This is a genomic window from Mitsuaria sp. TWR114, assembly GCF_007997345.1.
This window is the reverse complement of the sequence record NZ_VOSR01000158.1, coordinates 1-18,012: the sequence shown is the minus strand read 5'-3', so window position 1 is coordinate 18,012 and position 18,012 is coordinate 1. Positions and strand designations below refer to the sequence as shown.

Sequence of the window (18,012 nt, the reverse complement as noted above, 5' to 3'; positions counted from 1 at the left end):
ATCCTCTGAAAGACCAGCCATGTCCAAAATCAACCAAACCCCGTCCGTCCAGGCCTCCCTCCCCGCTCGCTTGGTGGACCTCACTCCGCATCAACACGAACGCATGCAGGCGTTCAAGGATGTGCGCGTGAAGCACCCTGCGCTTCGTACGATCATCGAGGACCTGATGCCTTTGCTGAGTACGGTTAGCGACACCAACGTCATCGTCGTGACAGGCGCCACCGGCGTCGGGAAGTCGACGCTTACCAAGGTGATGTTGCAGCAGCTGATCGCACAGTTCGGCGCGGTGACCGCTGAGGATGCGTCTGCCATCCCACTCGTGTACACAGAAGCGACCCGCAACGGCAACGTCCGCAACGGCTTCGGGCGCCTCTATCAGCAGGTCCTCGATGGACTGGAAGATCCTGGCAAGGGGAGCAAGGTCCCGCGTGTGAAGGCCGATGGACGAATCGTGCTTCACCCGCGCAGTCGCGCAACTGCCGACGACCTTCGTGAAGCGATGGAAGAGGCTTTGGTGCGGAGAAAGACTCGCGTCGTCGTCGTCGACGAGGCAGCCCATCTCGCGCGTTTCGGCAAGGGCGAAGACGTGATGGACACTGTCAAGAGTTTGGCAAACACAACCAACACCAAGTGGCTGTTAGTTGGCAGCTTCGACCTTCTCGATGTGGTTGCGACCAGCGGGCAGATTGCGCGGCGGACCACCATCATCAACATGGAGCGCTATCACCGAGAAAAGGCTGAGGACAAGGTTGCGTTCGAAACGGTTGTGCGGGCGCTCCAGAGCAAGTGGCCTTGCGATAGCACGCCTGACTTCAGCGCAGTCTCGGATGCGTTGATGGACGTCAGCCTCGGGTGCGTGGGCCTGCTGAAGACGATTCTGCTCGATGCCGCCAATCTTCAGATCCGCAACGGCGGGGTCTGGCGGGCCGATTTCCTGAAGAAGGCGGCCAAGTCGAATGGTCTCCGGGAGATCATTCGCAAGGAGATTGACGCGGGCGAACTCAAGGTCCGGGACGCTGTGTACGGCAACTCGTTCTGGAACGACGCGACGTTCGAGAAGATTGCTTATCAGATCGAGCCCACCCATGCCGTCTGATCGCACGCTCTTTTACTCGCTTCCGCTCGCCGGAGGGGGGACCTCCGAGGTCGAAAGCCTCCGCAGCTATGTCCAGCGGCTCGCATTTGCTCACCACTTGCGCCCGCGGACCCTTCTGGAGCGGTTGGTGGAGCGGCACCCCTTCGCGGCTACGAAAGTCCACCCGAAGCACATTCCCGCTAACTGGGAAATTCATGGGGCCTGCGCAGTCGGTAGCGAATTGGTCGAACGACTTTCTGCGGCGACTCTTCAGGAGCTGCAAATTTCGACGATGGGACGCTTTGGCGGTGTCGTATCGCAGATGCAGTTGACTCGCGGCGGACGTGACGAGCGCTACTGTCCGATGTGTGTCCTTGAGTGTGATGAAGGCGAATTGCCCTACGGGAGGCTGCTTTGGGAGGTGCAGTGCGTGGAGGCGTGCCACAAGCATGGCGTGATGTTGCGCACCTCCGATGAATGTGGTGCTCCTTCGACGATGGAGCTTCGGTCCACTGCGCGGCCCTCACTTTCTGGGGTGTGTAGGAAGTGTGGGAGCGTAGGGCATCGCTGCGTCACAACGGAGCTGGATGGAGCTGGAAAGGGTGCACTGGCTGATGCCCAACAGGTTGCTCGTCTATTGGCCCTGCCGTGCGAAATTGGCCACGGCATCTCTGCCGACTCGATGCGTCGCGGCCTCCGCTTGGTGGTGGACACGCATTTCAATGGCGAGGTGGTCAGGCCGGCTCTGGCCGCAGGCCTGTCTCGCGGCGCAATCTGCTCGTGGTTGAAAGGCTCGTTCAGTCCCTCCCTCCCCGGACTGCTGCGACTTTGCCAGCTGGCGGGTGTGGGGCTCGTAGAACTCCTGCAGGGACGATGCGAGCAAATCATGGAGCCGAGCCCTCGCAACCTAGAGAAGCTTCGAAACTATGAACGGGTGGCGATTTCGTCTGAGCTGCTCGCGAAGAGGCTTTCTGAGGCGGCCCAGTCGGCTGCACCGCCCACGATTGCCGAATTCTGTCGCCAGTTCGAGCTTGGCCTCGACATCCCTCGGCTTCGCTGTCCGGCGGAGACGCAGGAACTAAAGTTGGCCTCAATGCGCTTCCGTGAGGAGGCGGTGAAGACTCGTCGCGCTAGGGATTTGGCTGCATACGCGGCAGCAGCGTTGGAGCTCGAGCGATCGGGGCAGCAGGTAACAAGCAGAACGCTACAAGCCCAAGCTGGGCTCATTGCATATGCGGGAGGGGCGAGGGCGTGCTTGATTCAGGAAGTTCTGGCGCGGGTTGAGGGGCACGTCCGTTGAGGCGATCGTCCTGACACCGGAATGCAAAACGGGACCAATTGGTCCCGTTAGCTGGTTAGTAGCTGTTGAGCGCAGCGGTTGCCGCAAGTGTTCAACCATCCACTTGCCGCGAGTGCTTTAAAGCATGCGGTTGCAAAGATGGCAAAGCGATGGTTTAAACCACACGTGTGACAACCGGCTTCTCGGTGTTCTGGTGCGACCGGCAAGAATCGAACTTGCGACTAGGCCTTCGGAGGGCCCAATGATATCCACTTCACCACGGTCGCCATGGGAAGCGCGCATTCTAGCCTCGTTCTGGCCCCGCTCGGCCCAAGCCGATTCAAGTCGTTGAAACGGCACCAGGGCGAACCCGCTGCGCGACCCTCGCGCAACACCTGGCCCGCCCCCGTGCCGACCTTGACGAAAGCCCCAGGGTGGGGCGCCAGGGGGCTGGCTATACTGCGCCGATTTGCTGTTCCCCCGTCCGGGTTTCCCGAGGGCCGATCAAGCCGCGAAACCCCTGCGAAACACGGACGCGCTTCTGCCGTAGTCGATTCGATTCACGAGGAATTCATGAGCGGAACCCAGGACCACGCCAACGCCCAGGACACGCACGCCGACGGTCACGACGCCCACGAAGGGCCCATCAAGACACCCAAGCAGTTGATCGTCGCGGTCTTCTTCGCGTTCGTGATCCCGATCGTGATCATCGTGATGCTCGCGAACTACGTGTCCAGCGAGATCAAGCCCGGCGCCGGCGGCAGCGGACTCGAGGAGCAGGCCGTCGCCGCCCGCATCCAGCCGGTCGGCTCGATCGAACTCAAGGACCTGGCCAACCCCGCCGCGATGAAGTCCGGCGAGCAGGTCTTCCAGGCGCAATGCGCCGCCTGCCACGCCACCGGCGCCGCCGGCGCGCCCAAGCTCGGCGACCATGACGCCTGGGGCCCGCGCGTGAAGACCGGTTTCGACACCCTGGTGCACTCCGCCCTGAAGGGCAAGGGCAACATGGGCCCGCAAGGCGGCGGCGACTTCAGCGACTTCGAGATTTCCCGCGCGGTGGTCTACATGGCCAACCAGGGCGGCGCCAAGTTCGACGACCCCAAGCTGCCCGCCGCGGCCGCTTCCGGCGCCGATGCAGGCGCCTCGGCGCCGGCGAACGCGGCCTCGCAGTAAGCCCTACTCGCGCCAATAGGAAAGCCGACCCGCGGGTCGGCTTTTTCACGTGCGTCGCCGGCCTCACCCCCGGGCGACAGCCCCCTTCGGGTCGAGGGGGGACAGCACCACCCCATGACGGGCGACGAGCTCGGTGTGCGTCGCGTTCGTCATCGACCAGCGACCGGCTTCGATCGCGTCCGCCGCCGGCCCCATATCCTGCGTGTGGACCAGTCCCAGGCCGAGGTCGGTCTCGAGGAACAGGCGGTCCGCATCGTCCAGAACCGCGCCGGTGACCTGCGCCTCGCGGCCGGTGTGGCTCAGCACGCGGCCGTCGGGCTGCAGCCGCCAGATCCAAGGCGCCGCCTCCAATTGGACGTAGACCCGCTGCGGTCCGTTCTGGAAGAACCACGCGCCCGCGTCGTCGACGCCGTAGTTGCGGTCGATGAAGCCGATCAGCTTGTCATGCACGATGCGGCTGCCCTTGACGGCCGGGAAGGGGCCCGCCGCCTGGATGCGCTCGTCGCGCATGTACCAGTCGCCGCGCGCATCCAGCGCCAGCCAGCCGTAGCAGTGCGGCACGTTGGGCCACTTCTTCAGCGCGGCCTCGACGATCGCATCCATGGGCGCTCCTTCGGTCCTTGTGCGGGGCGGCTCAGAGCCGCATCGCCAGCCAGTCGGTGACCCGTTCGGGCATCGTGCGCACGTGGCCCGGCGGGCGGCCTGACGGGAATCCGACATGGCCCCCCTCGCGGGGTTGCCACAGCGTCACGTGCGCGCCCACATGGCTCTGCGCCGGCAGGCTGTGGGCCGGCACGAACGGGTCGTTGCGCGCGTTCAGCACCAGCGCCGGCACGCGGATGCGCGCCAAGTGCGGCTTGGCGGAGGCGCGCAGCCAGTAATCGTCGACATCCCGGAAGCCGTGCAGCGGCCCGGTGAAGAGGTTGTCGAACTCGTAGAGGTTGCGCACCCGCCGCATCCGCTCCGCATCGAACAGCCCCGGGTGCTGCTTCAGCTTGCTCATGGCCTTGGGCATCATCGTGCGCAGGAACATGCGGGTGTAGACCAGCTTGTTGAAGCCCTTGCCGATCGCATGGCCGGCGGCGGTCAGGTCCAGCGGCGAGCAGATCGAGCTGACCGCCTTGACGGTGTCCGCGGCCGTGTCGCCGGCCTCCTGCGCCCAGCGCAGCAGCGCATTGCCGCCCAGCGAGACACCGGCGGCGATCATCGGCCCGCGGTGGGCCGCGCGGAACTGGGACAGCATCCAGCCGATCTCGACGTAGTCCCCCGAGTGGTAGGCCCGCGGGGCGAGGTTGAGTTCCCCCGAGCACCCTCGGAAGTAGGGCATCGCGAAGGCCCAGCCGCGGCGCTGCGCGACGGCGGCGAAGGCCTGCACGTACTGGCTGTCGACCGAGCCCTCCAGCCCGTGGAAGAGCACCAGCAAGGGCCGCTCCGGTCCCGCGGCATGCGGAGTGGTCGTGCCCGCGGCAGCCGTGGCGGCGGGAGGGGGGGCATCGGTGGGGGCGGCCGGATCGATCAGCCACTCGACGTCGATGAAGTCGCCATCCGGCGTGTGCCACCGCTCGCGTCGGAAGCGCGGCGCGGGGCCGTCGTAGCGCCGCGCGAACAGCACGGGCCAGATCGTCTGGGCATGGCCTCCGGGCAACCAGGGAGGCGCCTGGTACTGCATCAGCGGACCTCTCTCAATGCAGGGTGGTCGGCGCGCCCACGGACACGATCGACAGTTCCTGCTTCACGTCCTGCGAGGTGCCGGGGCTGGCGTGGTGCGCCACCAGGCGCCAGCCCAGCGCCGTCTTCAGGTAGACATTCGTGGCCACGACCCAGGCGCTCTGCGTGCCGTCCTCGTCGGTGATCTCGACGCGCTCCAGCACCTGGTGGATCGCCGTGTCGCCGTTGACCAGCCGGCGCTGGCACTCGGGATGCACCGGGATCGCGCCGCGCGCGAAGATCTGCTCGAAGCTCGCCCGGATCGCCGCCGCGCCGACGACGCGCGGTCCGCCCGGATGCACGCAGCAGACCTCGTCCTCGTCGCCCCAGACGGCCATCAGGCGTTCCAGGTCACCGGCCTGCAAGGCCTCGTAGAACTGCGCTTCGGTGTCCTCGGGAGAGGCCAGCAGCAGGGCGGTCTGAGGCTTGCGCACCATGGATCTCGTTCCTTGTTCAAGGGAGCGGGGCAATGACCGGATCCCCACGTCGGGGGACGGCCGGGGGGATCAGTGGCCGGAGGGCAGCTGCTCGCCGGCCTTGAGCTTGTAGAGCGTGCCGCAGTAGGCGCAGGTGCCTTCGCCGCCGTGGCTCAGGTCGATGTAGACGCGCGGGTGGTTGCTCCACAGCGGCATCTTGGGATTCGGGCAGAAGACGACGCCCGGACCTTGCAGGTCCTGCGCGGTGACTTCGACGGTGGCCTTGGGCGTGGTGGTGGTGCTCATGATCTTGTTCTTGCGGGCTGGCGAAGGCGGGCGCGTCCGGACGGGGGATCCCGATCAGACCAGCGTCAGCCAGTGGGCGTACTTGGGATTGCGGCCATTGACGATATCGAAGAAGGCCGCCTGGATCTTCTCGGTGATCGGGCCGCGGCTGCCGATGCCGATTTCGATGCGGTCCAGCTCGCGGATCGGCGTGACCTCGGCGGCGGTGCCGGTGAAGAAGGCCTCGTCGCTGATGTAGACCTCGTCGCGGGTGATGCGCTTCTCCACGAGCTTCAGGCCCAGGTCCTGACAGATCGCGAAGATGGTGTTGCGGGTGATGCCGTTGAGCGCGCCCGCCGACAGGTCCGGCGTGTAGACGACGCCGTTCTTGATGATGAAGAGGTTCTCGCCCGCGCCCTCGGAGACGAAGCCCGAGGCGTCCAGCAGCAGCGCCTCGTCGTAGCCGTCCTCGGTCGCTTCCATGTTGGCCAGGATCGAGTTGGTGTAGTTGGACACCGTCTTGGCCTGCGTCATCGTGATGTTGACGTGGTGGCGGGTGTAGCTGCTGGTCTTGACGCGGATGCCGCGCTTGAGGCCTTCCTCGCCCAGGTAGGCACCCCAGGCCCAGGCCGCGACCATCAGGTGGACCTTGTTGCCCTTGGGGCTGACGCCCAGCTTCTCGCTGCCGATCCAGGTCAGCGGGCGCAGGTAGCAGCTGGCCAGCTTGTTTTCGCGGACGACCGCCTTCTGCGCTTCCTCGACCTGCTCGATCGAGAAGGGCAGCTTCATGCGCAGGATCTTGGCGCTGTTGAACAGGCGCTCGGTGTGCTCGCGCAGCCGGAAGATCGCGGTGCCCTTGTCGGTCTGGTAGGCCCGCACGCCCTCGAAGGCGCCGCAGCCGTAGTGCAGCGTGTGCGTCAGGACATGGATCTTGGCGTCGCGCCAGTCCACCAGCTCGCCGTCCATCCAGATCTTGCCGTCGCGATCGTCCAGAGACATGGGTCTTCCTTTTCGGCCGCGAATCGGCCGGGTGCTGCAAAAGTCGTGGATTTTATGCGGCCGGGGTGTCGGCAGGGGCGCCCGTGTGCGCCTGCGCGTCCGCCGCGCGGATCAGCGTCCAGCGGGTGACCAGGCTCCGCTCCAGCACCACGTCCACCGCGTCGCCGCCGGCGTCGGTCCAGCGGTAGGTGTTCGGGTCGACCTTGACGCCGAGCGAGCCGCACATGCGGATCAGGTCCAGCAGCTTCATGCCGGCATGCAGCTTCGAATGGAGCATCACCGCGCTGGCGACATGGCCCAGCGGCGCATTCTGGGCGGTGCGCATGACGCGCATCAGCTGGGAGAACTGCAGCAGCAGGAAGAAGACGACGCAGGACAGGCCCAGGATCGCGCCCTTCCAGCCGAAGAAGACGCTGCCCGCGACGATGGCGGCCAGGGCGAGGAGGATGCCGGCGAGGCGGTTCATGCGAGGGAACTCCGAAGGGGGAAGAAAGGGGTGAAAGTTGGGAACAGCGGGGGGCAGCGGGAGGAGCGGCGCGGTGTCGCCTCAGCGCTGGGCGACGGGCACCGGATCGTCGGTCCCGGCGGATTCGTCCCAGTGGTAATGGCGCTCGACCTTGGCGATGCGCAGCTCGTAATGGCGGTACCAGTCGCGCCGGCCCTGGTCGCGGGCGGCGGTGTGCTCGGTGACCGCGCGCCAGGCCCGGATGTCCTCCAGGCTGCGCCAGTAGGAGACGGTGATGCCCAGGCCGTCCGCGCCGCGGGCGCTCTCCACGCCGAGGTAGCCCGGTTGCGTTGCGGCTAGCGCCGCCATGCGTTCGGCCATCGCGCCGTAGCCGTCGTCGGGCGTGGCGTCGGTGCGCTGGCTGCAGAAGATCACCGCGTAGTACGGCGGCTGGATCGACGGCGAGGCGGGCGGCAGGAGGTCGGTGGCGCTCATGGGGAGGTCCGTGGCGGTGGGCGTCAGGCGGAGCGCGCATTGTCGTCGCCCCATGCGGCGTCACATCCCGCGCAGGATCTCGATCGCGTCCTCGATGCGCGCGACCGCGTGCACCGTCAGCCCGTCGATCGGCTTCTTGGGTGCGTTGGCCTGCGGCACGACCGCGATCGAGAAGCCCAGCTTGGCCGCCTCCTTCAGGCGTTCCTGGCCGCGGGGCGCGGGCCGCACCTCGCCGGCGAGCCCGACCTCGCCGAAGGCGATGAAGCCCTTGGGCAGCGGCTTGCCGCGCAGCGAGCTCTGGATCGCCAGCAGCACCGCCAGGTCGGCCGCGGGTTCGCTGATGCGCACGCCGCCGACCGCGTTGACGAAGACATCCTGGTCCATCGTGGCCACGCCGGCATGACGGTGCAGCACCGCCAGCAGCATCGCCAGCCGGTCACGCTCCAGGCCCACCGAGAGCCGCCGCGGGTTGGGCCCGCCGCCGTCCACCAGCGCCTGCAGCTCGACCAGCATCGGCCGGGTGCCCTCCAGCGTGACCAGCACGCAGGAGCCCGGCACCGGGTCGCCGTGGGTGGACAGGAAGATGGCGCTGGGGTTGGTCACGCCCTTCAGGCCCTTCTCGGTCATCGCGAAGACGCCGATCTCGTTGACCGCGCCGAAGCGGTTCTTGATCGCGCGCACCAGGCGGTAGCTGCTGTGGGTGTCGCCCTCGAAGTACAGGACGGTGTCGACGATGTGCTCCAGCACCCGCGGGCCGGCCAGCGCGCCTTCCTTGGTCACGTGGCCGACCAGCACCATCGCGCAGCCGGTGGCCTTGGCGGTGCGGGTCAGCTGCGCGGCGCATTCGCGCACCTGCGCGACCGAGCCCGGTGCCGAGGACAGCTGCTCGGAATAGAGCGTCTGGATCGAATCGATGACGCAGAAGTCGGGCCGTTCGGTCTCGAGCGTGGCGAGGATCTTCTCCAGGCCGATCTCGGCCAGCACGCGCACCTGCGAGCCGTCCAGCCCCAGCCGGCGCGCGCGCATGGCGACCTGCGCGCCGGACTCCTCGCCGGTGACGTACAGCACCTTCATCTGCTTGGACAGCGCCTCGACCGCCTGCAGCAGCAGCGTCGATTTGCCGATGCCCGGGTCGCCGCCGATCAGCACGACGCCGCCGGTGACGATGCCGCCGCCCAGCACCCGGTCGAGCTCCTCGAGCGAGGTCGGCGTGCGGTCGAAGTCGCGGGCCTCGATCTCGGACAGCGTGGCCACGGGCTGGCTGCGGGCCAGCGCCTGGTAGCGGTTCTTGCCGCCGGTGGGCTCGGCGGCGGTCTCGACCAGGGTGTTCCAGGCGCTGCAGGACGGGCAGCGGCCCAGCCACTTGGCGCTGGTGGCGCCGCATTCGGAGCAGACGTAATGGGATTTCGGAGCAGCCATGGGGCGCGATTGTCGCCGCCCGCGCTGTGGACAACCCTGTTGAGAAGCCTGTGAATTCGCTGTGCGGCGGCTGTGATCCGCCTGTGACCCGCCTGTGGGCGGGATGTGGGTGAGGTGTGGGCGAGCGGGGGACAACCAGGCCCCCGCCTGTGGGCAAGCGGTGGGCAAGCGGCGTCGCCGCGGGGGAGGAGCTGTGGACAGGCTGGGGCCAGCCTGTGCTCAAGCGGCCTTCGGCTGGGGATAAGCAGCGGGGCGCGAGCCGAGCCACAGTCCCCCGAAGGTCAGGGCGGCGTTGACCAGCAGCAGTTCCAGCCCCATGCGGTAGTCCCCGAAGAGGGTGGCCTGGTGGGCGTCGACGATCCAGCACAGCGCCGGGGCCGCCAGGGCGATCCAGGGCAGGACGCCCGGGCGCAGGGTGCGCGAGCTCAGGATGCCGAAGGCGAACAGGCCCAGCAGCGGGCCATAGGTATAGCCGGCCAGCTTCAGGATCAGGTTGACCATGCTGGGGTCGTCAAGCCAGCGGAAGCCCAGCGTCAGCAGCAGGAAGACCGCCGCGTACCCGAGGTGGACGGCCTTGCGGACGCGGCGCTTGCGGGCCTCGTTCCAGTCGTGCCGCTCCTGCAGGCCGAGCAGGTCGATGCAGGTGCTGGAGGTCAGTGCGGTGATGGCGCCGTCGGCACTGGGGAACAGTGCGGAGATCAGCGCGACGACGAAGATCAGCTGCACCCACGCCGGCAGGTGGTCCATCACCACGGCGGGGAACAGCCGGTCGCCCTGCGCGGCGAGGCCCTGCTGGCGCGCGTACAGGCTCAGCAGCCCGCCCAGGAACAGGAACAGCAGCACGACGCCGGTCATGATGGCCGCCATCACCATCATGTTCTTCTGGGCGTCGGCCAGCCGCCGGACCGAGATGTTCTTCTGCATCATTTCCTGGTCCAAGCCGGTCATCGCCACCGCGATCGCGGCGCCGGCCAGCAGCTGCTTGGCCCAGTGGGCGGCGCTCATCGGGTCGGTGACGAAGACCTCGGCCAGCCCGGCGGCGCGCATCGCCTGCCAGCCGCCGGCCAGGTCCAGGTCCAGCGCGTGCAGCAGGAAGACCACGCAGATCACCAGGCCGCCGAGCATGCCGGTGGTCTGCAGCGTGTCGGTCCAGACGATGGTCTTGACGCCGCCCTCCAGCGTGTAGAGCAGGATCATCACGAGCACCAGCAGCGCGCTGAGCCAGAACGGCATGCCGAACTGGGCCAGCACCAGGTCCTGCAGGATGCGCACGACCAGGTAGAGCCGCGCGGTGGCGCCCAGCGTGCGCGACAGGATGAAGAAACCCGCGCCGGTGCGATGCGCCGCCACGCCCAGGCGGGCGCCGAGGTAGCGGTAGATCGAGCTGAGCTGGAGCCGGTAGTACAGCGGCAGCAGCACGAAGGCCACCACCGCGTAGCCGGCGACCTGGCCCAGCATGATCTGGAAGTAGCTGAACGCGCCGCTGCCGACCGAGCCCGGCACGCTGATGAAGGTCACCCCGGAGAGGGAGGTGCCGATCATGCCGAAGGCGACCAGCCCCCAGTGGCTGCTGCGGTTGCCGATGAAGAAGCTGTCGTTGTCGGCCCGGCGCGAGGTCCACCACGCCACGGCCAGCAGCAGCGCGAAGTAGGCGGCGATGACGACGAGCAGCACGGTGGCGGGCATGGCGCGGGATTATTGGAGCGCGCCGCCACGGACGCATTCCGAATCGGACGGAGGACATAACCGGCCGGAGAGGGCGATCCGGACGCGCCTGGCGTTAACCCTGACCTTCGTCCGCTGGCGGGCGGCGTGCTACAACCTCGGGTCCTTCGAAGGAGTCGATCATGGAGTTGTCAGTCTGGCTGGGGTTCTTCGCGGCCTCCTGGGCCATCAGCCTGTCCCCGGGCGCGGGCGCCATCGCGGCGATGAGTGCCGGACTGAATCACGGCTTCCAGCGCGGCTACTTCATGACCATCGGGCTGATCCTGGGCATCCTGACCCAGATCGTGGTGGTGGGCGCCGGCCTGGGCGCGCTGATCGCGGCCTCCGAGCAGGCCTTCGCCGTGGTGAAGTGGGCGGGCGTGGCTTACCTGGTCTACCTCGGCATCCAGCAATGGCGTTCGCCGGCCCGGCCGCTGGTGGCGGAGCAGGCCGAGGCCAGGCAGGTCTCGCGCCGTGACCTGGTGCTGCGCGGCTGGGCCATCAACGCGGTGAACCCCAAGGGCACCGTCTTCCTGCTGGCCGTGGTGCCGCAGTTCCTGAACCTGCATCACAGCCTGACGCAGCAGTACGCGGTGATCGGCGCGACGCTGGCCTTCACCGACGCCGTCGTGATGGCCGGCTACACGCTACTGGCGGCGCGGGTGCTGCGGGCGCTGCGCTCGGAGTCCCACCTGAAGGCGATGAACCGGATCTTCGGCTCCTTGTTCGTCGGCGCCGGCGCGCTGCTGGCGACCTTCAAGAAGGCCGCCGACTGAGGGCCGACGCGCCCCCATCCCGCACGATTTCCGACGTCCCCCAGGCGGTCCGCGTCAGGACCGCCTCCCACCGAAGGCCGCCCCCAAAGGGCGGCCTTGTTGTTTTCCCCGGCCTGCTGAATGCGTCCCCGCGCGGGCGGCCGGTACAGATCGCTGCCGCACATCATGTCCACCGTTTCCGACCGCTGGTTGTTCTGGGGCCCGACGCTGATCTGGGCCAGCACCTGGCACGTGATCCTCTACCAGCTGGGCTCGGGCGTGCCGATCCTGAACTCGGTCGGCTGGCGCTTCGGGCTGGCGGCGCTGATGCTCGCGGGCTTCGCGCGCTGGCAGAAGCTGTCGCTGAAGCTGCCCTTGTCGGCGCACGGGCTGATGCTGGCGACCGGCATCGTGCAGTACAGCGGCAACTACTTCTCCGTCTATGAGGCGGAGCGCCACATCCCCAGCGGCCTGGTCGCGGTGCTGTTCTGCCTGATGGTGTTCGGCAATGCCCTGTCCGGGCGGATCTTCTTCGGCCAGCGGGTGACGGGACGCTTCCTGGCGGCCTCGGCCGGCGCGGTCGCGGGCGTGGTGATGATCTTCTGGCCGGAGATCGCCTCGACCGGCGCGCGCCCGACGGCGGCCTACGGCCTGGCGATCGGACTGGCGGCGGTGCTGGCCGCCTGCATCGGCAACGTGCTGACGCTCACCCTGACCCGGCGCGGGCTGCCGCTGGTGCCGGTGCTCGCCTGGAGCATGGGCTACGGCGCGGTCTTCCTGCTGGTGGCGTCGGTGGCGACGGGGCAGGGCCTGAACTTCGCCTGGACCTCCTCCTATGTGCTGAGCCTGCTGTACCTGGCAGTGTTCGGCTCGGTGATCGCCTTCGTCCTGTACTTCAAGCTGGCGCAGCGCCAGGGCACGGCGCGCGCGGCGCTGACCGGGGTGGTGATCCCGGTGATCGCGCTGGGGATCTCCGCGATCTTCGAAGGCTGGCGGCCGACGCTGCTGGCGCTGGCCGGCATGGTGCTGTGCCTGGGCAGCATCTACGCGGCGACGCGGCCGCAGCGCTGAGTTCAGCCGCTGCAGGATCCGCTGGAGGACCTCAGGCCTTGAGCGCGGCGCCCGCCTTGCGCCGGCGCACCGCCACGCCGATCGCGGCGACGCCGGCCAGCATCAGCGCGTAGCTCGAGGGTTCGGGCACGGCTGCGGCGACCTCCGTGATCGACACGAGGCGGCCTACGCCATCGACCCGGACACCGTTGTACAGCCCGTTCTGCGACAGGCTCGAATCGAACCACTGCAGCTGGACGCATTGCTGGCACTGGGTGCTCTGCTGGAGCATGTCCAGGAAGTAGGCGAGCGGCTCACGGTCGTCGTAGCTGTCGGCCGAGGCCGTGGAAAAGGCGCTCCGCCCGCTCAGCGCGACGAAATTCTGGAAACCCGCACCGGAGGCGTCCTGCCAGATCTCGGTGCTGACCACGCCCCATCCTTCGGAAGCGCCAAGCACCTGCTGGTTGTCGGTCCAGGAGCGGACGTTCCGACTCCGCGTCGCCGACGTGTAGACCTGGTGCGTGACGCCTGCGGCGCCGTCGAAAGTGTTGGTCGACGCGGAGGGCAGCGAGGGGATCTGGGCTGCCGTGGCGTCGTTCGTCGCCCAGTTGGCATAACGCTCGACCGCTGATCGGGAGTCGTAGCTGCGGCCGGAGCTGGAGTCGGTCGACACCTGATGGGTGGTGGAGAAGGTCGATCGCCCGGGTGTCGCGCCGATCTCGAAGGTCAGGCTCATCGAAAAAGACTGGCCTTGGAGGGGGAGGTCCTGCAGGAAGCCGGCGCAGTCGACGGAGTCCGCCGGGCAATCCACCATCTTGTTGCCAGACCTCAGCGTGCCCTCGAAGTCGACCTTGTAGGTCGTGGCCATCGCCGCCGTCTGACCCAGGCCGGCGCAGAGCGCGATGGCCATCCAATGCTTCTTCATGGGTTCGTTCCTGTCGTCGTGATCGATGCCGGGGCGCAGCAGGCGGCCGTCAATTCGATGTGCGCCGCCGACGGGCAGCCACGCCGATCGCGGCGACCCCGGCCAGCATCAGCGCGTAGGTCGCCGGCTCCGGCACCACCGCCGCATCGAGTTGGCGCAGGCTGAAGGCGCCGACGGTGCCGTGATACAGGTAATCGTCGTAGGGGCCGTAGAGGCCCGTCAGGTCGCGCACCGTCGCGAGCACGGTCTGCGTGCAGCCGTCGCACCAGAAGTCCTGGTTCATGCGCGCGATGAACTGGCTCACCGAGATCGGCTGGCTCAGGTCCTGGTGCGTGATCGCCGCCGGCCTGTCCTGCATGAGCTGGAACATCACGCCGAGGTCGTGGCCCTCGGCCGTCCGCCAATTGAGGTATTCGGAGATCCCCCACATGTCGGAGCGGCGCTCCGTGCCGGGAACGTCCAGGTAGCTGGCAATCTCGCGGGTGAAGAAGCTGCTGACGAACGGGGCGGAAATGGCACCCGGCGTGGCCAGGCCCGCCTGCGTCAGGATCGCGGCCGGGAGGTCCGATCCGTGCAGGCTCCCGGAGAGCGCGGAATCGCCCATCGACTGGTTGAACACCTCATACCGCATCGGACGGCCGTACCAATCGGTCGTCGAGTCCAGCGCATAGGTGTAGGTCAGCCCGAATGCCGGGCCGCCGATCTCGAACACGACCGAGCGGGTGAAGCTGATCGGCGCCACCGGCGACAGCGCCTGCCCGCCATCGCACACGATCGAGCCGAAATTCTGGCAGCCGAGCGACGACTGCATCCGCGTCAGCGTGCCGGTGTACGTGAGCTCGAAACGCTCCGCCTGCGCGGGCGCGGCGATCGAGGCGGCCAGCGCCGCCACGGCGAGCATCCGCTCGCCCATCTTCTTGTGCATGAGGTCCCTCCCGAACCGGGGGGATTCTCTTCGTGCCAGCTTTGCAAAGCCGCCGACCACCCCCCGCGTTCGCAGGGGCTGCTCGCGGATCGTCACTTCGCCCAGCCGATCTCCGCCGCCGTCGCCGGACCGATGACCGTCTCGCCCAGATTCGAGGGAATGCGCGCCTCGCCCTCGCGCACCGGGATGCGGCCGGCCATCAGTTCCGCGGCGGATTGCGGGTAGCGCGGCTCCTGCCGCGGCGCGGCATAGCCGTCCGGAAACACCGGCGCCAGCGTCGAGCGGTCGTACTTGTCCGTCGCGCCGAAGGTGTGCAGCGCCTCGTGCGCGATCACCACCTCGTTCTGCGCCTGCTGGCCGCGCGCGGCGAAGAGATGCACCAGCCCCAGCCGCCCCTTCTCCAGCCCGATCGAGTGCGGCAGCGCGCCCGCGTAGTCCGGCGGGTGGTACATCAGGAACAGCTTCACATCGGGCACCGGCGAACTCGCCGGCGTCTGGCGCCACGCCCACCAGCGCATCCGCAGGCTCCAGGCGATCGCCGACAGCGGATTGGCGCTGGCCGGCGCCGGCGGCGGGGCCACCCGCACGCGCTTGCCCAGCACCACCCGCACCGGCTGCGCCAGCGGCACGCCGTAGCGCCGCGCCTCGTCCTGGAAGTAGGGTTCCAGCCGCGCGAAGGCCGACTCGTCCAGCCGGCCCAGGTAGGCCTCGGTCTCGGCGTCGCCGCCGGCGCTGATCGGATAGAGCGTCACCACCTGCGGCCGCTTCCACGACTGCGCCTGCCAGCGGCCGACCAGCGTCGTGCCCGCCACCGTCACCAGGATCCCGAGCAGGACCAGGATGCGGAGTGCCTTGAACATGTCTTCTCCCTCGTGAATGGCGTCAGTCGACGCGCACCTTGCCGCGCCCGGCCTTGATGTCGCCGCGCTGGGACTTGGCCTCCAGGCGGCGCTTCTGCGAGCCGTGCGTCGGGCGCGTCGGCCGGCGGGTCTTGGGCGTGTGGGCCACGCTCTGTGCCAGGGCGACCAGCCGCGCGATCGCGTCGGCGCGGTTCTGCTCCTGGCTGCGCGACTCCTGCGCCTTGATGACGACGATGCCCTCGGCGGTGATGCGCTGGTCGCTGAGCGCCAGCAGCCGTTCCTTGATCACCGCCGGCAGCGTCGAGCGCCGGATGTCGAAGCGCAGGTGGACGGCGCTGCTGACCTTGTTGACGTTCTGCCCGCCGGGCCCGCTGGCGCGGATCGCGGAGATCTCCAGCTCCCAGTCGGCCGGCGTCCAGTCCAGGTGCATGACGCCGACGCGACCAGGCGCTCGCGGGGCCTCAGCCCAGGGTCTCGACGTGCACCGGCACGCGCCGGGCCAAGGCGCACATCAGCTCATAGCCGATGGTGCCGGCGGCACGGGCCACCTCGTCGATCGGCAGCACCGCGCCCTGCGGGCCCTGGCCCCACAGCGTGACCTCGCTGCCGATGCTTTCGGCCGGCAGGTCGGTCAGGTCGACCGCCAGCATGTCCATCGATACCCGCCCGATCGTCGTGCTGCGCTGGCCGCCGACCAGCACCGGCGTGCCGTGCGGCGCGTGGCGCGGGTAGCCGTCGGCATAACCGCAGGCCACCGTGCCGATGCGCATCGCGCGCTGCGCCACGAAGCTGCTGCCGTAGCCGACGCTGTCGCCCTCGCGCAGCTGCTGCACCGCCAGCACCTTGGCCCGCAGCGTCATCGTGGGTTTCAGGCCCCAGTGGGCGATGTCGTGCTCGGGGAAGTCCGGCGCGCTGCCGTAGGTCATGATCCCCGAGCGCACCCAGTCGGCGCGCACCGCCGGGTCCTGGCTGTGGCGCAGGATCGCGGCGCTGTTGCTCAGAGAACGCTCGCCGGGCAGGTCGGCCGTCGCCTCCTTGAAGACCGCCGTCTGGTGCGCGATGCCGCGCGGGCCGTCGGCGTCCGAGAAATGCGTCATCAGCGAGATCTCGTCCACCTGCGGCAGGGCGTTCAGCCGCGTCCAGGCGCCGCGGAAGGCGCTGGGCGTGAAACCCAGCCGGTTCATGCCGCTGTTGAGCTTGAGGAACACCCGGTGCGGCTCGTGCGTCTTGTGCATCGCCAGCCAGTCCACCTGCTGCTCGTGATGGACGGCGTGCCAGAGCTTGAGCCGCGAGCACAGCTCCAGGTCGCGCGTCTCGAAGCAGCCTTCCAGCAGCAGGATCGGGCCGCGCCAGCCCAGGTCGCGCAGGCGCTGCGCCTCGTCCAGGTCGAGCAGCGCGAAGCCGTCGGCGGAGCGCAGCGCGTCGAACACGCGCTCGATCCCATGGCCGTAGGCGTTGGCCTTGACGACGGCGAAGACCTGCGCGTCCGGCGCGCGGGCGCGGGCACAGGCGATGTTGTGGGCCAGCGCGGGCTGGTGGACGATGGCTTCGATCGGACGCGGCATGGGTCGGCATTGTGCCGCGCAGGAACGGTTTCACGCCCCGTGGCGGTGCGAGGGGGGAGAGGTCGGAAGGGTCGGAAAAGCGGTGCGAAATAGCACAGAGCCGCTGTCCCGGGAAGGTCTGTTACGAAAACGAGCGCGTGCTATAAACCCGCCGCAGCGCTGCCTTTCCCCACCCCGTGGACCCAGCGTGATCACCGCAGTTCCAGGTATGCCGGGTCGATGAAAAAAGGCTTCTACACCATCATGTCAGCGCAGTTCTTCAGCTCGCTGGCTGATAACGCGCTGTTCGTCGCCGCCGTGGAACTGCTCCGCACCAGTGGAGCCGCCGAATGGCAACGCGCCGCGCTGGTGCCGATGTTCGCGCTGTTCTACGTGGTGCTCGCGCCCTTCGTCGGTGCCTTCGCCGACGCGGTCCCCAAGGGCAAGGTCATGTTCATCTCCAACACCATCAAGGTGCTGGGCTGTCTGAGCATGCTGGTGGGCGTCCATCCGCTGATCGCCTACGCGATCGTGGGCCTGGGCGCCGCCGCCTATTCGCCGGCCAAGTACGGCATCCTGACCGAGCTCCTGCCGCCGTCCCAGCTGGTCAAGGCCAATGGCTGGATCGAAGGCCTGACCATCGCCTCCATCATCCTGGGCGCCGTCTTTGGCGGGCAGCTGATCGGCGCCAAGGCCTCGGCGGTGCTGCTGGCGATCGACGTGCCCTTCATCGACACCGGCATCGACACCCCGCCGGAGGCCGCCATCGCCTTCATGGTGGTGCTGTATTTCATCGCGGCGCTCTTCAACCTGCGCATTCCCCGCACGGAGGCCCCCCTCCAGCCCATCGCCCACAGCGCGACCGACCTGGTGCGTGAGTTCGCCGCCTGCAACTCGCGGCTGTGGCAGGACAAGCTGGGCCAGATCTCGCTGGGCATGACGACGCTGTTCTGGGG

At 68.2% G+C, this 18,012-nt stretch carries 20 protein-coding genes and 1 tRNA gene; 6 read left to right on the top strand and 15 right to left on the bottom strand.

Annotated elements, in window-relative coordinates; translation table 11 throughout:
- Positions 1–19 precede the first annotated feature (19 nt).
- Together FUT87_RS07350 and FUT87_RS31625 are read left to right on the top strand one after the other, a co-directional pair.
- The gene (locus FUT87_RS07350; protein ID WP_147240593.1) at positions 20–1,096 is read left to right on the top strand and encodes an ATP-binding protein; all 1,077 of its coding nucleotides are present in this window, start codon (positions 20–22) and stop codon (positions 1,094–1,096) included.
- Positions 1,086–2,375: a TniQ family protein gene (locus tag FUT87_RS31625; protein WP_186830405.1), complete on the top strand. Its 1,290-nt coding sequence runs from the start codon at positions 1,086–1,088 to the stop codon at positions 2,373–2,375. Before FUT87_RS07350 ends, FUT87_RS31625 begins: the two co-directional genes overlap by 11 nt.
- Before the next feature lie 191 nt (positions 2,376–2,566).
- Here the strand turns inward: FUT87_RS31625 and FUT87_RS07340 are convergent.
- Positions 2,567–2,641, bottom strand: a tRNA-Arg gene (locus FUT87_RS07340).
- A gap of 286 nt (positions 2,642–2,927) precedes the next feature.
- Between FUT87_RS07340 and FUT87_RS07335 the strand changes: the two genes are divergently transcribed.
- Entirely contained in the window at positions 2,928–3,527 is a 600-nt protein-coding gene (locus FUT87_RS07335; RefSeq protein WP_147240591.1) for a cytochrome c5 family protein, read from the top strand.
- A gap of 63 nt (positions 3,528–3,590) precedes the next feature.
- Here the strand turns inward: FUT87_RS07335 and FUT87_RS07330 are convergent, their stop codons facing one another.
- From FUT87_RS07330 to FUT87_RS07290, 9 genes are all read right to left on the bottom strand, one after another.
- Positions 3,591–4,130, bottom strand: a complete 540-nt coding sequence (locus FUT87_RS07330) for a DUF2946 family protein (protein WP_147240590.1) — start codon at positions 4,128–4,130, stop codon at positions 3,591–3,593.
- Positions 4,131–4,161: 31 nt separating this feature from the next.
- Positions 4,162–5,196, bottom strand: a complete 1,035-nt coding sequence (locus FUT87_RS07325; protein ID WP_147240589.1) for a YheT family hydrolase — start codon at positions 5,194–5,196, stop codon at positions 4,162–4,164.
- Positions 5,197–5,209: 13 nt separating this feature from the next.
- Positions 5,210–5,671: a nuclear transport factor 2 family protein gene (locus FUT87_RS07320; RefSeq protein WP_091729141.1), complete on the bottom strand. Its 462-nt coding sequence runs from the start codon at positions 5,669–5,671 to the stop codon at positions 5,210–5,212.
- A 69-nt stretch (positions 5,672–5,740) separates the two neighbouring features.
- Entirely contained in the window at positions 5,741–5,956 is a 216-nt protein-coding gene (locus tag FUT87_RS07315) for a zinc-finger domain-containing protein (protein ID WP_147240588.1), read from the bottom strand.
- A 54-nt stretch (positions 5,957–6,010) separates the two neighbouring features.
- Entirely contained in the window at positions 6,011–6,934 is a 924-nt protein-coding gene (locus FUT87_RS07310) for a branched-chain amino acid transaminase (protein ID WP_091729133.1), read from the bottom strand.
- A 52-nt stretch (positions 6,935–6,986) separates the two neighbouring features.
- Positions 6,987–7,400 carry a hypothetical protein gene (locus FUT87_RS07305; RefSeq protein ID WP_147240587.1) on the bottom strand — a complete coding sequence of 138 codons (414 nt, stop codon included), beginning with the start codon at positions 7,398–7,400 and terminating at the stop codon, positions 6,987–6,989.
- A gap of 81 nt (positions 7,401–7,481) precedes the next feature.
- A complete protein-coding gene (locus FUT87_RS07300; RefSeq protein ID WP_186830404.1) occupies positions 7,482–7,874 on the bottom strand; it encodes an antibiotic biosynthesis monooxygenase in 393 nt (130 codons plus the stop codon).
- Positions 7,875–7,934: 60 nt separating this feature from the next.
- A complete protein-coding gene (gene radA / locus FUT87_RS07295) occupies positions 7,935–9,293 on the bottom strand; it encodes a DNA repair protein RadA (RefSeq protein ID WP_091729126.1) in 1,359 nt (452 codons plus the stop codon).
- Between the two features lie 219 nt (positions 9,294–9,512).
- The gene (locus tag FUT87_RS07290; protein ID WP_147240586.1) at positions 9,513–10,979 is read right to left on the bottom strand and encodes a sodium:solute symporter; all 1,467 of its coding nucleotides are present in this window, start codon (positions 10,977–10,979) and stop codon (positions 9,513–9,515) included.
- Positions 10,980–11,140: 161 nt separating this feature from the next.
- On the opposite strand from FUT87_RS07290, the gene FUT87_RS07285 reads away from it, so the two are divergent.
- Together FUT87_RS07285 and FUT87_RS07280 are read left to right on the top strand one after the other, a co-directional pair.
- Positions 11,141–11,773, top strand: a complete 633-nt coding sequence (locus tag FUT87_RS07285) for a LysE family transporter (RefSeq protein ID WP_147240585.1) — start codon at positions 11,141–11,143, stop codon at positions 11,771–11,773.
- A gap of 165 nt (positions 11,774–11,938) precedes the next feature.
- Positions 11,939–12,823, top strand: coding sequence for a DMT family transporter (locus FUT87_RS07280; protein ID WP_175538385.1), 885 nt, complete (start codon positions 11,939–11,941; stop codon positions 12,821–12,823).
- A gap of 31 nt (positions 12,824–12,854) precedes the next feature.
- Here the strand turns inward: FUT87_RS07280 and FUT87_RS30445 are convergent, their stop codons facing one another.
- From FUT87_RS30445 to alr, 5 genes are read right to left on the bottom strand one after another with little or no spacing between them, the layout of a single operon-like run.
- Positions 12,855–13,727, bottom strand: coding sequence for a PEP-CTERM sorting domain-containing protein (locus FUT87_RS30445; protein ID WP_255511717.1), 873 nt, complete (start codon positions 13,725–13,727; stop codon positions 12,855–12,857).
- A gap of 49 nt (positions 13,728–13,776) precedes the next feature.
- A complete protein-coding gene (locus FUT87_RS07270) occupies positions 13,777–14,748 on the bottom strand; it encodes a PEPxxWA-CTERM sorting domain-containing protein (RefSeq protein ID WP_147240584.1) in 972 nt (323 codons plus the stop codon).
- Positions 14,745–15,512, bottom strand: a complete 768-nt coding sequence (locus FUT87_RS07265) for a hypothetical protein (RefSeq protein WP_147240583.1) — start codon at positions 15,510–15,512, stop codon at positions 14,745–14,747. Before FUT87_RS07265 ends, FUT87_RS07270 begins: the two co-directional genes overlap by 4 nt.
- Positions 15,513–15,534: 22 nt before the next feature.
- Positions 15,535–15,942: an alternative ribosome rescue aminoacyl-tRNA hydrolase ArfB gene (gene arfB, locus FUT87_RS07260; protein WP_091729111.1), complete on the bottom strand. Its 408-nt coding sequence runs from the start codon at positions 15,940–15,942 to the stop codon at positions 15,535–15,537.
- A 31-nt stretch (positions 15,943–15,973) separates the two neighbouring features.
- Positions 15,974–17,077, bottom strand: a complete 1,104-nt coding sequence (gene alr / locus FUT87_RS07255; RefSeq protein ID WP_147240582.1) for an alanine racemase — start codon at positions 17,075–17,077, stop codon at positions 15,974–15,976.
- A 219-nt stretch (positions 17,078–17,296) separates the two neighbouring features.
- Here alr and lplT point away from each other — a divergent pair.
- Positions 17,297–18,012: lysophospholipid transporter LplT (gene lplT, locus FUT87_RS07250; protein ID WP_147240581.1), on the top strand; the 716-nt coding region annotated here is incomplete at its 3' end.

Bases quoted from the DNA above. Each gene is read 5' to 3' on its own strand.
- arfB (WP_091729111.1), bottom strand. From the start codon at position 15,942: ATGCACCTGGACTGGACGCCGGCCGACTGGGAGCTGGAGATCTCCGCG.
- FUT87_RS07320 (WP_091729141.1), bottom strand. From the start codon at position 5,671: ATGGTGCGCAAGCCTCAGACCGCCCTGCTGCTGGCCTCTCCCGAGGAC.
- FUT87_RS07325 (WP_147240589.1), bottom strand. From the start codon at position 5,196: ATGCAGTACCAGGCGCCTCCCTGGTTGCCCGGAGGCCATGCCCAGACG.
- FUT87_RS07310 (WP_091729133.1), bottom strand. From the start codon at position 6,934: ATGTCTCTGGACGATCGCGACGGCAAGATCTGGATGGACGGCGAGCTG.
- FUT87_RS07300 (WP_186830404.1), bottom strand. From the start codon at position 7,874: ATGAGCGCCACCGACCTCCTGCCGCCCGCCTCGCCGTCGATCCAGCCG.
- radA (WP_091729126.1), bottom strand. From the start codon at position 9,293: ATGGCTGCTCCGAAATCCCATTACGTCTGCTCCGAATGCGGCGCCACC.
- FUT87_RS07265 (WP_147240583.1), bottom strand. From the start codon at position 15,512: ATGTTCAAGGCACTCCGCATCCTGGTCCTGCTCGGGATCCTGGTGACG.
- FUT87_RS07315 (WP_147240588.1), bottom strand. From the start codon at position 5,956: ATGAGCACCACCACCACGCCCAAGGCCACCGTCGAAGTCACCGCGCAG.
- FUT87_RS07350 (WP_147240593.1), top strand. From the start codon at position 20: ATGTCCAAAATCAACCAAACCCCGTCCGTCCAGGCCTCCCTCCCCGCT.
- FUT87_RS07305 (WP_147240587.1), bottom strand. From the start codon at position 7,400: ATGAACCGCCTCGCCGGCATCCTCCTCGCCCTGGCCGCCATCGTCGCG.
- FUT87_RS07280 (WP_175538385.1), top strand. From the start codon at position 11,939: ATGTCCACCGTTTCCGACCGCTGGTTGTTCTGGGGCCCGACGCTGATC.
- FUT87_RS07330 (WP_147240590.1), bottom strand. From the start codon at position 4,130: ATGGATGCGATCGTCGAGGCCGCGCTGAAGAAGTGGCCCAACGTGCCG.
- FUT87_RS30445 (WP_255511717.1), bottom strand. From the start codon at position 13,727: ATGAAGAAGCATTGGATGGCCATCGCGCTCTGCGCCGGCCTGGGTCAG.
- FUT87_RS07285 (WP_147240585.1), top strand. From the start codon at position 11,141: ATGGAGTTGTCAGTCTGGCTGGGGTTCTTCGCGGCCTCCTGGGCCATC.
- FUT87_RS07290 (WP_147240586.1), bottom strand. From the start codon at position 10,979: ATGCCCGCCACCGTGCTGCTCGTCGTCATCGCCGCCTACTTCGCGCTG.
- FUT87_RS31625 (WP_186830405.1), top strand. From the start codon at position 1,086: ATGCCGTCTGATCGCACGCTCTTTTACTCGCTTCCGCTCGCCGGAGGG.
- FUT87_RS07335 (WP_147240591.1), top strand. From the start codon at position 2,928: ATGAGCGGAACCCAGGACCACGCCAACGCCCAGGACACGCACGCCGAC.
- alr (WP_147240582.1), bottom strand. From the start codon at position 17,077: ATGCCGCGTCCGATCGAAGCCATCGTCCACCAGCCCGCGCTGGCCCAC.